Annotated in this window: 13 protein-coding genes; 9 read left to right on the forward strand and 4 right to left on the reverse strand. The window is 39.8% G+C overall.

Features of this window, described 5'->3' with window-relative positions:
- The first annotated feature begins 39 nt into the window (after positions 1-39).
- From BQ5321_RS09415 to BQ5321_RS09450, 9 genes are all read left to right on the forward strand, one after another.
- Positions 40-963 (forward strand): ABC transporter ATP-binding protein, encoded by a 924-nt coding sequence (locus BQ5321_RS09415; RefSeq protein WP_071394249.1) that lies wholly within the window; start codon positions 40-42, stop codon positions 961-963.
- Positions 956-1,711 (forward strand): ABC transporter permease, encoded by a 756-nt coding sequence (locus BQ5321_RS09420; protein WP_071394250.1) that lies wholly within the window; start codon positions 956-958, stop codon positions 1,709-1,711. Before BQ5321_RS09415 ends, BQ5321_RS09420 begins: the two co-directional genes overlap by 8 nt.
- Before the next feature lie 12 nt (positions 1,712-1,723).
- Positions 1,724-2,629 carry a sensor histidine kinase gene (locus BQ5321_RS09425; RefSeq protein WP_315970099.1) on the forward strand — a complete coding sequence of 302 codons (906 nt, stop codon included), beginning with the start codon at positions 1,724-1,726 and terminating at the stop codon, positions 2,627-2,629.
- Positions 2,630-2,789: 160 nt separating this feature from the next.
- Positions 2,790-3,581, forward strand: a complete 792-nt coding sequence (locus BQ5321_RS09430) for a MerR family transcriptional regulator (RefSeq protein WP_071394251.1) — start codon at positions 2,790-2,792, stop codon at positions 3,579-3,581.
- Positions 3,582-3,750: 169 nt separating this feature from the next.
- Complete coding sequence (locus tag BQ5321_RS24415) at positions 3,751-3,900, forward strand: hypothetical protein (protein WP_187143731.1); 150 nt, start codon at positions 3,751-3,753, stop codon at positions 3,898-3,900.
- Between the two features lie 366 nt (positions 3,901-4,266).
- Entirely contained in the window at positions 4,267-4,710 is a 444-nt protein-coding gene (locus BQ5321_RS09435; RefSeq protein ID WP_071394252.1) for an NUDIX hydrolase, read from the forward strand.
- Between the two features lie 100 nt (positions 4,711-4,810).
- Entirely contained in the window at positions 4,811-5,083 is a 273-nt protein-coding gene (locus BQ5321_RS09440; protein ID WP_071394253.1) for a GrpB family protein, read from the forward strand.
- Between the two features lie 183 nt (positions 5,084-5,266).
- Positions 5,267-5,755, forward strand: a complete 489-nt coding sequence (gene coaD / locus BQ5321_RS09445) for a pantetheine-phosphate adenylyltransferase (protein ID WP_071394254.1) — start codon at positions 5,267-5,269, stop codon at positions 5,753-5,755.
- Between the two features lie 159 nt (positions 5,756-5,914).
- Entirely contained in the window at positions 5,915-6,289 is a 375-nt protein-coding gene (locus BQ5321_RS09450) for a nuclear transport factor 2 family protein (RefSeq protein ID WP_071394255.1), read from the forward strand.
- Between the two features lie 153 nt (positions 6,290-6,442).
- Here BQ5321_RS09450 and BQ5321_RS09455 read toward each other — a convergent pair whose 3' ends face one another.
- The 4 genes from BQ5321_RS09455 to BQ5321_RS09470 form a co-directional block, all read right to left on the reverse strand.
- Positions 6,443-8,431: a TRAP transporter permease gene (locus BQ5321_RS09455; RefSeq protein WP_071394256.1), complete on the reverse strand. Its 1,989-nt coding sequence runs from the start codon at positions 8,429-8,431 to the stop codon at positions 6,443-6,445.
- Between the two features lie 19 nt (positions 8,432-8,450).
- Positions 8,451-9,455, reverse strand: coding sequence for a TAXI family TRAP transporter solute-binding subunit (locus BQ5321_RS09460; RefSeq protein ID WP_159433414.1), 1,005 nt, complete (start codon positions 9,453-9,455; stop codon positions 8,451-8,453).
- A gap of 164 nt (positions 9,456-9,619) precedes the next feature.
- Positions 9,620-10,993, reverse strand: coding sequence for a sigma-54-dependent transcriptional regulator (locus BQ5321_RS09465; protein WP_234978379.1), 1,374 nt, complete (start codon positions 10,991-10,993; stop codon positions 9,620-9,622).
- Position 10,994: 1 nt separating this feature from the next.
- A complete protein-coding gene (locus tag BQ5321_RS09470) occupies positions 10,995-13,013 on the reverse strand; it encodes a transporter substrate-binding domain-containing protein (protein WP_159433415.1) in 2,019 nt (672 codons plus the stop codon).
- Between the last annotated feature and the right edge of the window lie 134 nt (positions 13,014-13,147).

A 13,147-nucleotide genomic window follows, 5' to 3' on the forward strand; every position in this document is an offset into this window, starting at 1 on the left:
TTTCTAAACTAAGAGCATCACATAAAGGAGGGAAACAATATGGTTGAATATGTGCTAAGAACGAATAGCATATCAAAGAAATATAAAAATCAATTGGCCCTTAATAAGGTAAATCTTACGATAAAAAAAGGCGCTATTTATGGATTTATTGGGCAAAACGGTGCAGGGAAATCAACCCTTATTAGAATAGTAACAGGTCTTGCTTTTCCGACCATGGGGAAGATGGAATTGTTTGGACAAAATCATGAGCGGGAGCATATTGAGGCTAGAAAGCGAATAGGGACGATAATAGAAGGTCCTGCCTTGTATCCGCATTTGAGTGCAGCTGAAAATTTAGAAGCCCACAGACTATTAAAAGGAATTCCTGGGAGGGAATGTGTCCAAAAGATACTTGAAATTGTTGGACTTCAAGATACAGGAAAAAAGAAGGCAAAGAATTTTTCATTAGGAATGAAACAGAGACTTGGAATTGGGATTGCGTTGTTAGGTGATCCAGAATTCCTAATTCTTGATGAACCCATCAATGGACTTGACCCGATGGGCGTGGTTGAAATACGAGAATTATTGAAAAAGCTTAATCAGGAATATGGAATTACCATCCTAATATCAAGTCATATTTTAAGTGAACTCCATCTACTTGCTACCCACTATGGAATTATTCATAAGGGTGAATTGTTGGAGCAATTAACGGCAAATGAGCTTAATGAAAAATGTCAGCAGTATATTCATATTAAAGTGGATAATCCAGATAGAGCGGCTACGATCATTGAGACCGTGCTAGGTACTACCCATTATGATGTCTTGCCTGACGGGAAAATTAAGCTTTATCGTCACCTGGAAGCTCCAAGCAAAGTTTCAAAACTCCTTACAGATAACGGTTTATTAATCGAGCAATTTATGCCGATGGGCGAAGACCTAGAAACCTATTTTACCAATCGGATCGGTGGTGTTCAGCATGGATAATCTATTGAAATTTGAGTTATTTAAGTTGAGGAAGGATCGGTCATTTTGGACATTGGTCATTGGGCTCATCGGAGCGGCTGTTTTTTATCCAATGCTAATCTTTTTTCAGGATGGAGTATTTGGTACGGATCCGGTTTCCGTGAAGGATTTATACACGTTAACAGCTCTTGGAGGAAATAATTATATTGTTCGATTAGTTCCTTGTATTCTTGCCGGTTTCTTTATTTCAAGTGAATATTCAATTGGGACAATGAAAAGTATGGGGGCTTCTGGTAATAGTAGATTTCGTATTTTTTCTTCTAAATTAATTGTCTTTTCATTAGGGACAGCCATTATTTCACTGATATTCCCTGTGTTCATGACTGGGGTTGCGGCGATCTTTTCTGGATTTAATGACATGCCAGATGTAGGATTTCTCGTTCGAACGATGGGATTAACCGTTCTATACGCAGCCGCATTTGCTTCTATGATGGCTTTAGCTGCGATATTATTTACAGACGGTGGAAAAACAATTGGATTTCTTATCTTATTCTTTATTCTTTTTGATAGTATTTTATATATGTTAAGTCAAAAATTATCCTTATTTGAAACGATTTTTAATTATTCTGCATTCAAGCTCTATTTAGATATTGCCAAATATGATCTTGCGTCTGGTGAATTACTCAAGTTGATCCTGGTACCCATCATAACCTTTATTATTTTTGGACTTATAGGCAGTTTTGTGTTTCAAAGGAAGGAAATCAAGTAACAAGGAAAGCGGGTGAGAACTATCGTCTATATAGCCGTCACTTCAATCGTCATAACTGTATTCGTCCTCACTCGTTTTTATTTGTTGAAAAAGGAAATAAGAAGAGCTGAAAAGCAATTGCACGAGTTAAATCACGAGCGTACTGAAAAAAAAATCGACCTTGCTTTTTTTGATAAGGATATGGAAAAGCTTGTGAAAGAAATAAACAAGCAAATTGATGTCACCAAACAGGCAAACGCAGAAAAACGACGGAAAGAGAATGAACTAAAGCAGGCAATTGCGAATATATCACATGATATTCGTACGCCTATGACATCTATTTTAGGGTATATTCAATTTTTGGAATCAGATGAATTATCCACAGAGAAAAAAGCAGAGTATACTACAGTGGTAAAAAAGGGAGCATTGAGATTAAAGGTCTTATTAGAGGATTTTTTTGAGTTATCAATCATTGAATCGGCCGATTATCCGTTAAAGCCTGAAAAAGTAAAATTGAACCAATTAGTATTAGAGGTTTTGGTAGGCTTTTATGAGTCCTTTAATCAGCAGGGCCTTGAGCCTGCACTTCATATCCCAGACGAAGAGATTGAGATCATCGGTGATATCTCTGCAGTGAAAAGAGTGATAGAAAACCTAATGGTTAATGCGATTAAACATTCAAGTGGAAATGTTTCCATCCGGCTTGAAAAATGGCCATCATCCGTACAACTGACCATTAGTAACACTGTTGAACAATTAAGTGAACAGGATATTCAATTTCTCTTTGACCGATTTTACAAAGCAGACAAAACGAGAACGGAAAAAAGCACAGGATTAGGTCTGGCCATTGCTAAAAGCCTGATGACGAAAATGGAAGGTAATCTTACTGCACGCTTAAAAGATCAGGAGTTATCCATGATTTGTGAATGGAAAATTTAGGGGGATGTTGACGATAAATCATCTTTCGGAAATTGTAGAGTACCATTCAATATCATTCTGGTTCTGGTCCATTGTCTGCACAATGCTAATATTGATAAAAGTCCTTGCTATTGACGTTACGTCAAGTGATATCATTCAAAATGAAAAGGAGTGAGGACAAATGAGACTGGAGAAAAAATACTCAATTGGAGAATTTGCGAAACTGACAGGAATCACGGAACGCACACTGCGTCACTATGATCAGATTGGACTGTTGAAACCCTCGGAATACACAGAACATGGGCATCGGAAGTATAACAACCAATCCCTTGCAGAGCTTCAAAAAATATTAGTACTAAAATTTTTGGATTTGTCACTGGAGGATATTTCTGAATATCTAAAGCAACCTGAACAGGATTTTTCAAAGACACTGGTCAGTCAGGCAAAAATGCTAGAAGAAAAACAGAAGCAGATTGAAAAGGTGTTACAAGCCATTGCCCACGTTCAAAGTACCATTGCAGGACTAGAGGCCGTCGATCAGGATTCACTGCTTGTACTGATTCATGCCTTGAAAAATGAAGAGGCACGAAAGAGCTGGATAAATGAGCATGCGGACGACTCCGTGTATAATAAGCTGCACTCGTACACAGCGCAACTTGACACTGATAAGGACATGGCCAAGTGGACTAGTAAAATGAAGCGATTCATTCAAGAAGGGAAAGCTCCAAATGATCCTGAAGTACTTCAGCATACAGAAGCGATGGTGTCGATGATGAAGGATGAAGTCGAACTCCTTTTAGATGATGAAGCGAAAAATGAGCTCGTGAATAATGAAGGTTGTTTTGCAGAGCCGAATCCTTATTTATTTCCAAGTGCGTTTAACCAAGAAGAGGAGAAGTTCATGGAAAAGGTGATTGAGGAGCTGATTAGTAGGAAAATCACTATCAAGCGGCAGGATAATGAAAAATCGTAGCGTGGTCGAATCGTTCTTCCAAGAATCGTGCGCAAGAGTCAAAGAACTATGGACTGATTATTTAGCAGTCCTTTTTCTGTTTTTCTGTACTATACTAATAAAATAATCAGGTTTACTTTCGTGAAATAAGGTATATTATTATGGAAGACAAGAAAAGTAGGTGAACAAATTGGGAAAATATCAATTGGACTACAAAGGTCAGGCAGCTGTGACGAAGTTTCATGAAAAACAGAAGCCTGCCAAATTTGATAAAAAGCAGCAACTTGAAAAAATGCGTGCTGAGTATTTGAAAAAGAAGCAAAAACAAACAGAAAAATAATATGTATGAAAACATAGGAAGACAAACTCTCCCTATGTTTTTTATTAGGGAAAAGCCTATTGATTACCACCTTGGGCAGAAGCTTATGCTTTTTTTGAGAGGTGTTAAATAGTTAATGAATGAAGCGGCGAAAATATCCTAATTATAACCGTAGAATAGCAATCCATGTATCAAGAAATAATCGTATTTCTCGATAATACCCCGTCGTTTAAGATTGAACCTACTTCCCCTTGTCCTGAATCACCATCTTTTGGGACAACAGACCTGTCCCTCTGTCACTTCGAGGAGTAAGTAGAGCCTACATTTACATAAAAACGAATAGGCAGTAGTGTGCAAGTAGGACTCAGTTTTGAAAGGAGAAATGGCTTGAAAAGAGTGGATGTAGCATATGTACTAATTTTTGATGAATATAATGAAAAGGTATTGATGGTCAAAAATAAAGATGATAAATCATCTTATTTTACACTTCCGGGTGGCAAAGTAGAAGCTGGAGAAACCTTGAAAGAGGCCGCTATTCGTGAAGTAAAAGAAGAGACTGGTTTGGATGTTGCATTAGATGGGATTTTTACTGTGAGTGAGGCATTCTTTGAACAAAAAGGACATCATACAATCTTTTTTACTTTTATTGGGAGGATTGTTGGAGGGGAAATAAAAATAACATTCCCTGAAGAAATTGAAGAAGTAATTTGGGTAAATGGTAACGTAGCAGAAAACTATATGCATATTCCAATCGATTTGAAAGGAATGATTAATAAAAAGTTAACAACACCATATATTTTTAGAGGCAATGTTGTTCATAGAAGCACATGATACAAAGGCCCACAGGGACACGAAGACTCCTCGAAAATTCTACGAGTTCCTGAGGTAACAGGTCAGAATGATTGAAGAAAATAATGGGGGGATTGGATGAATGAACAATCATAAGGAACAGTCGAACATTCCAGTATGGGCATATGAAACAATTGAGATCAAAGCGCCTGACCCTATGTGGAAGGAAAAAGGAATACAGGAGGGAGCTACGCTTTACCAGATACTTTCAGATTTGGGTGTTAAACAAGTTGAACATATAGGCAGTACAACTATTCCTAAATTACCAGCTAAGCCCATTATAGACTTAATGGCTTCTATTCCATCATATAAACGGATCAAAGAAATAGTAGAAAAACTAGCATTACAAGATTGATAAGGTCACTCGCTTATACAAATATTAAACTATTATTAATAAAAAATATGATATCCACCATGAGTAGATTGTATCCATTTTCCTTGGTTAAAGCAGTACTTTGTTCATTTTTTCCTAAAAGAAAAGTTTCTAAATAAATAATGGGAAGAATAAACAAATAACAAGGAAAAATGAGGTGACGAAATGAAAGCAATCTATCCCGGTAGCTTTGACCCTATTGCAAATGGACATATAGATATAATTGAAAGAGCGAGTGAATTTTTTGATGAAATCGTCGTAGCGGTTATGATTAATCCTAAGAAGAAATACTTATTTTCACTTGAAGAACGGAGAAAACTGGTTGAAGACTGTTTTCATGACAATAAAAAAATCAAAGTGGTTACATTTGAAGGACTACTTGTTGATTATATGAGGGAGCACCATTATCGAGTCATTATTAGAGGATTGAGAACGCTTACTGATTATGGCTATGAAGCCCAGATGGCTTTAACCAATAAAAATCTCTATAAAGAGTCAGAAACCTTTTTTATTCATTCTGAAGAAAAATATACCTTTCTTAGTTCAAGCATCGTAAGAGAAGTCTATTTTAATGGGGGAAGTTTGTCCGGTTATATCCCTCATCATGTAGAAAAGGCACTTGTAGAAAAAATTCAAGCTACGAGGAGTAAGTAGCCTACATTTACATAAAAACGAACAGGCAGTAGAGTGAAGAAGGATTCAGTATTGAAAGGGGAAATGGCTTGAAAAAGTGGATGTAGCATATGTAATAATTTATGATGAAAATAATGAAAAGCATAAATAGGAACCTATTAAAGAAAGGAATGAATGGTCATGACTCAATCTAATAAGGAGAAGGCTGTATCTTTTTTGCAGCTGGTTGCATCGGGGAGAGTTCGCGAAGCATTTCGTCAATTTACGAGTCCGGATTTCCTTCATCATAATCCTTATTTTCGAGGAGATGCGGATTCTCTCATGCATGCGATGGAAGAGAATGCCAATAAGAATCCAGAAAAAGTATTTGAGGTGAAACAGGTGATGGGAGAGGGGAATCGGGTGGCGGTATACTCCCATGTGAAGCAAAAGCAGGATGACCTTGGGGGAGCTGTGGTTCATATCTTCCGCTTTCAAAACGACCTCATTACTGAGTTATGGGATGTGGGACAGCCGATACCGGAGAATTCCCCGAATGAGAACGGTGTCTTCTAAGAAAGAAGGTTTGTTCTAAAAAACGGAGTGAATGTACAAAAAAGGGTTGCCGGCGGCAGCCCTTTAAGTGGTTGTACGGTATAAAGGTGCCAGTCTCCAACCTAAAATTGAATGGTGACTGGCATCTTTTCATATTCTACGGGCGAATTTGATTTATTTCAATGTAAGATCATCTAATTGCTTCATGTGCTGAATAGGTTGTGCGTGTGTTTTTACTTTAGCTTTTCTAAACCATTGAAGAACAGCCACACAGGCTAATACCACTATTCCGATGATGTCTGTTAGCATACCTGGAATAACTAAGGTAATCGCTCCGATAAAACAGAGGACCGCGATATACCATTTCATGTCAGTTAAGAAATAGCGTTCTAATGCTGCACTTAGTCCCATGATGCCAACAATGGCTGTAAGGGTCACGGAAATGACTTCGAGTGGACCTGATACATCCTGCATCAGTAACGCAGGGGAGTAGACGAAAAGGAAGGGAATTAAGAAACCAGAAAAGGCTAATCTTAATGCCTCGAAACCCGTTCGATTCGGATTTCCTCCCGCTATTCCTGCTCCAGCAAAAGCTGCTAACGCAACCGGTGGTGTAACGTTCGCAAGAATGCCAAAATAGAAAACAAACATATGTGTTAACAAAGGCGCCACTCCAAGCTCAAGGAGAGCAGGTGCTGCCATGGTAGACGTAATGATATACGTTGGAATCGATGGCAAGCCCATTCCCATAATGATACAAGCGATCATCGTGAACAATAAGGTCAGCAGTACTTCACCTTGGCCCAAAACGAGAATCGATTGCGTTAATTTTGGACCAAGCCCTGTTAACGTACTCACACCGACAATGATGCCAACAATCGCACAGGACATCGCCACACCAAGCGAGGAACGAACCCCATCTTCCATCGCTTTAAGGATGGCTTTTGGTCCCATTCGCGTTTCTTTATTAAACCAGCTGACAACGATACTCAGCAGAATCGAAATGAAGGCTGCGTATAAAGGTGTTTTTCCCAGCATTAATAGGGCGATAAGAACGACAATTGGAATCAGCAAATGACCACCTTTTTTCAAGGTTTGTCTCACATTTGGTAATTCCTCTTTCGACATTCCATTTAAGCCAAGCTTTTTGGCGCGAAAATGGACAATAAAGATGATGCCTAGATAGTAGAGCAGTGCCGGTAGGATCGCTGCTAAAGCGATTTGATTATAAGGCATGCCCAATGTTTCCGCCATAATAAAAGCGGTTGCACCCATGACCGGTGGAAGAATCTGACCGCCGACAGAGGCCGTAGCCTCAACCGCACCTGCAAATTCAGGCTTATAGCCAACCCGTTTCATGAGAGGAATAGTAAAAGCACCCGTTGTGACGACATTGGCAAGGGCACTACCATTGATGGACCCAAGCAAGCCGCTTGAGATGACCGATACCTTTGCAGGGCCACCAGAGGTATGACCCGCTAGACCCATGGAAATATCGGTGAAAAATTTTCCCATTCCAGAAGCGTTTAAAAACGCACCGAACAGGATGAAGAGAATAATGTAGGAAGCCGAAACCGAGATTGCAATCCCAAATATTCCTTCCGTAGATAGGAACATGTAGGTGACCACATCCTCCACATCTTTACCAGAATGACGTAATAAATCGGGGGCATATTGTCCAAAGAAAGCATAAGCCATGAATAGGAGGGCAAGAATCGTTAAGGCATTCCCCGCCACCCGCCTTCCGCCTTCAATGACGACAGCTATTAAGACAATTCCAAAGAAAATATCTAATGAGTTAGGCATATACACAGACATGCGCACAGCAATCATTTTATAGTCGGCAAACATATAGATGGTCGTTGACAGAGCAGCCAGCATCCAAACCATATCCATCAGACTGACCTTGTCTTTCTTCTTTTTATAAAAAGCTGGATAAAGAATGAACACAAGTGCAGCAATGACGGCTGTATGTAGTGAGCGATGTCTTAACGCATCAAGCGGACCAAAATAAGACGTATACAAATGATATCCAGCAAGTCCGACACTTAAAAGAAAAATGACCCATCGCCAAAAGCCTTTATTGATCTTTTTTGTTCTCGATTCTGTATCAAATTTCTCTAGTATGTCCTTTTCATTGATATTTGCCTGAGTTTCCTGCAAATCCCTTCACCGCCCTTCATTATTGTAGAATTCCTTCTTCTTTATAATATTTTTCAGCGCCAGGATGTAGTGGTAATGGTAGTTGCGTAGCTACTTTATCGAGATGAATGTCGTTGGCAGAGTTGTGTATTCTCTTTAATTCTTCTAGATTGTCAAATAGTGTCTTCGTTAATTCATAGACTGCTTCGTCAGGTAAATCCTCATTTGTAATTAGTAGATTATTGACCATGACGGTTGGCTGGTCTTCACTGACTCCTTCATACGTATCGGATGGAATCACGCCAATCTCAAAGGCGGGGTACTTTTCCTTTAATTCAAGCGTTAAGTGTTCAGGAACAGGAATGATGACAACATCGTCTGTGGCAGCAAGCTCCATAATTCCTGAGTTTGGATAGCCAGAAGAGAGGAATGCCGCATCAGTTGTGCCGTTTTTAATGCCTTCAATGCCCTCTGCAAAGGAGAGGAAATCCGCCTTTACATCCTTATACGTCATGCCGGCACCTTCGAGAATCCGCTTCGCCATGATTTCCGTTCCGCTTCCTAGCGCCCCAACAGCTAATTTTTTTCCGCGAAGATCCTCAAGTGTTTTAATCTTAGTGGTGGAAGTGGTGACAATTTGCATATAGTTGGGATACAAGGAGGCAATCGCCCGAATATTTTTAATGCTGCCAAAATCCTTGAAATTTCCTTGTCCATTATAGGCATCTGCTACCGTATCGGCCATCGCAAAGCCCATTTCGGCTTTTCCACGTGATACCTTTGCTGTATTTTCTGCAGAGGCGCTTGTTGTCTGCGCGCTTGTTTGTGCGTGTATTTTTTCTCCATAAATCTTAGCCATTGCATTTCCTAGCTGAAAATAAACACCAGATGTGCCACCGGTTAAAATGGTAAGCGGTTCATTTTCATAATAGAATGTACGATCGCCACCTTTGTGATCGCTTTCATTTACTTGCTCGGTTATTCCGCAGGCACTTAATAGCAATAGAGTATATACCGTAACAATCAGCCACGTTTTACGAAACAAAGTGTAACACCCCTTTATCATGTTCTTACTGGGAATATAGCAATAACCATGCCAATAACTTAATATTCTGATAATGTGTGATTATCATCCTTTACGATAAAAAAACGGCAATATTTGCCGTTTTAGGGCGGAAAAATTTTCCTACCGGCAAATTTTTCCCTCTTTTATTCTTCATCTCGATATTGCTTTAATTTATTCCGTAGATTGCGTTCACTTATTTCTAATAGAGAAGCCGTTTTTCGTTTATTACCATCACAATAATCTAGTACTGCTTTGATGAGCATTTTTTCAACCTGTTTGAGTGTGGATGGAATCGGAATTTGAAGGCTATGATCTCTCGTTGTTTCATTTTGTCCATTTCGTGCTTCTGGTTTATTCTGCAAAAAGGGCAGTTCAGCGGGTGTAATCATGTTGCTTTGTGCCATAGCTACTGCATATTCGATTACATTGGCTAGCTGTCTAATATTTCCAGGGTAGGAGTAATTCTCTAACGCATTTTTCGCTTCTTTTGATAGAGTACTAATCGGGCGATTCATCTCTTCTGCATATTTTGCGATAAAATGAGAGATAAGAAGCTGTAAATCCTTTTTTCGTTCTCGTAATGGTGGTAGATGGAGTGGGATGACATTTAAGCGGAAATATAAATCTTCGCGAAAGCTCCCATTTTCCACCATTTCTAATAGATTCCGGTTCGTGGCCGTTATGATCCGGACATCCACTTTAATCGGGACATTTGCTCCGATTGGAGTGATTTCCTTTTCCTGTAAAAAACGAAGGAGCTTCGCTTGTAATTGCACATGCATTTCACCGATTTCATCAAGAAATAACGTACCATTTTTTGCCGCTTCGACTTTACCCTGGCGTCCGGTAATCGCCCCAGTAAAGGCACCCTTTCGATGTCCGAATAGTTCACTTTCAAGAATGGACTCAGGAATTGCGGCACAGTTTAGCGCGATAAACGGTCCATCCTTTCGTTTACCGTTCCGGTGAATCGCACGGGCAACGAGTTCTTTTCCTGTGCCACTTTCTCCCGTAATTAATACATTTGAATCAATATCCTTGACCTGTTCGATGATGGAAAAAACCTTTTGGATTTCAGGGCTTTCCCCAATGATTTGATCGTACCCTTTGATTCTATCGATTTGTTCATTCAACTGCCGAACTTGATGATGTAATTGCTGGTGCTCGAGCGCCTTCTCGATGAGAACAAGCAGTTCGTCTACCTCGGGCGGCTTTGTAATATAATGAAAGGCCCCGTGCTTCATCGCTTCCACTGACGATTCAATAGTTCCAAAGGCTGTCATCATGATAACCGCTGTCGCAGGGCGTATTTCTTTTATCTTCACTAATATGTCCAGACCATTATGTCTCCCAAGACGCCAATCGAGTAGGATGACATGAACCTCTTGTTCTTGTAACCGCTCTAATGCCTGTTCTGCATCTGGACAGGCGGTGATGTGATAATCATCTTCAAGAACAAAGCGGAGCGATGAACAAATGGCTGGTTCATCATCTATAATCATGATATAGGGCTTCACACTATTCCACTCCATTCTCTGCTATAGGTAATTTCATCGTAAACTCCGTTCCATCCGGGAGCGCCGCTGCTTCAAGACTTCCTTTATTATCGGCCATCCATTGATAGCAAAGAGATAGACCGAGGCCAACACCCTTTTCCTTTGTTGTATAAAAAGGTTCAAAGATTTGCGAAAGGATCTCAGGTTGTATGCCACACCCTGTATCTCTAACCCGAATATAGGCATATTGTTCGTCATGATAGCCTTGAATCTCCATCTTTTTTTCGATCTGATCCTCCATAGCATCCATGGCATTTAACATGAGATTCAATAGTACCTGTCCCACTTGTTCCTTGTCTCCAAAGGCTTTTGCTTGATTGTCTATTTGCCATTCTAATTGGACAAAGCTCTTTTTCAATGTAGGTTCCATAATTAGAACAATAGGGTGGATGCATTCTGACAAGAGGAAGCTATCTTTTTTTCGTTCACCTTTTCTCGAATAGCCGAGTAGGCTCTCGACAATTCCATTCATCCGTCGCACAGCCTCAGGCATATGCATGAGCATTTCTTCTCGAAAAGTGGGATCCTCATACTTTTTCGGAAGCATATCAATGAATATCTTTAACGTCGTGAGTGGATTTCGAATTTCATGCGCCACACCAGCGACCAGTCTGCCAAGTGCACCCATTTTTTCTTGTAAAGCTAGCTTCTTTTCTAACACTCTTTCATCCGTACGGTCTGCAAGCGTGATAAGGAATCCATCCGAATGGGATTGTTGATTCTGTAGTGGGATGATTCGAAAGAGTATCGACTTTTGTTTTCCGTGTTCTTCAAACGACAGTTCTTTTGAAAAAGATTGATTGGGCTTAAGACTCACAAACTCCTGATAATCTGAGAAGATTTGTTGAATAATGGGAAGAGACAGGATGTCGGCGGTTTGAACGGGTTGAATTTCATTGATATTTAGAATCAGACGGGCACGATTATTCAAACTTGTTAGCTTGTGTGTTTTACTGAAAGTAATAATCCCTGAGTAGATGTTGTTTAATATCTTTTCTTTAAATTGATCGGCTTCGAATAATTCTTTCTGCTGCTGTTTCAATTGTTCATTGGCTATATTTAAGGCGGATGTTCTTTTTTTTACTTCGCTACTCAATTTCTTATTCCATAGTTGGCTAACGAACAAAGCTACGAGAAACAGCACCAGAAAGAGGACTAGTAAAATAATCGTCTTTCGCATTTCCTGCAATCGTTCGTCCGGTATTAAACCAAACCAGTGGGAATAGATTTCAAGGTAGTCACCATTTTCTCTCATATCACTTAATGATCGATTGATTGTTTCTAGCAGCTCTGTTTCGTTCGGATGAATGGCTGCCGCATATTCAACGGATGTGCCTGTTAAACCATCAACGGTCACAAAGGCTTTATGCTGATTTTTTTGTTCTAAATAATAATCAGCGGTCCATTTATTCGTCAATAGTGCATCTGCGCGTCCTTCCATTAAATGAACAAAGGCGTCCTTTGTATGCAGGGTAAGGGCAATCTCTGCCCCTCGGACATTTTTCATCATTGAAAGGGAGGAGGGGTCTTCCTGCATCACAACGACCTTGTCGCGTAAATCGCTTAAAGTACGTACATGCTCGGCCTCTTCACTTGGAATGACAATCGTATCGGTCATCAACATATATGAATCTGAAAACAATAGCTGCGAATTCAACTGGCTAGAATATTTCATGCCTAAAATGGCATCCACTTCACCTTTTTTCAGTAAATCAAGCGCTTCATACGAATTCATCGGGATCCATTCGAACCGTATATTTTCTTTCGTGGAAATTCTTTCAAATAATTCCACACTAAAACCATTAAACCTACCGTTTTCATCAATGAACGAAAAGGGCGGTAGGTGTTGATCTCCCGCAATTCGATAGACTCTCTGGGGAGGTTCTTCAGCATACCTATTTCCAAGAACATCAGAGGGAGTCACAAGTAATATAGCTATGAATATCAATAAAATGGGAATAGATTGACCAAAAGTTTTCATAGAAAAAAGCTCCTTGCATAGATCAAATTCGCCTGTCGAATTTGCGTCCGGATTACCTGAGCTCGCTCGATAAACTACCTTAAAAAAATCCGTGACATCCGCCGGAGGCTTAACTTCATTCAGCCGGGGTTTGA

It is taken from the genome of Bacillus tuaregi (genome assembly GCF_900104575.1).
GTDB lineage: Bacteria > Bacillota > Bacilli > Bacillales > Cytobacillaceae > Bacillus_BD > Bacillus_BD tuaregi.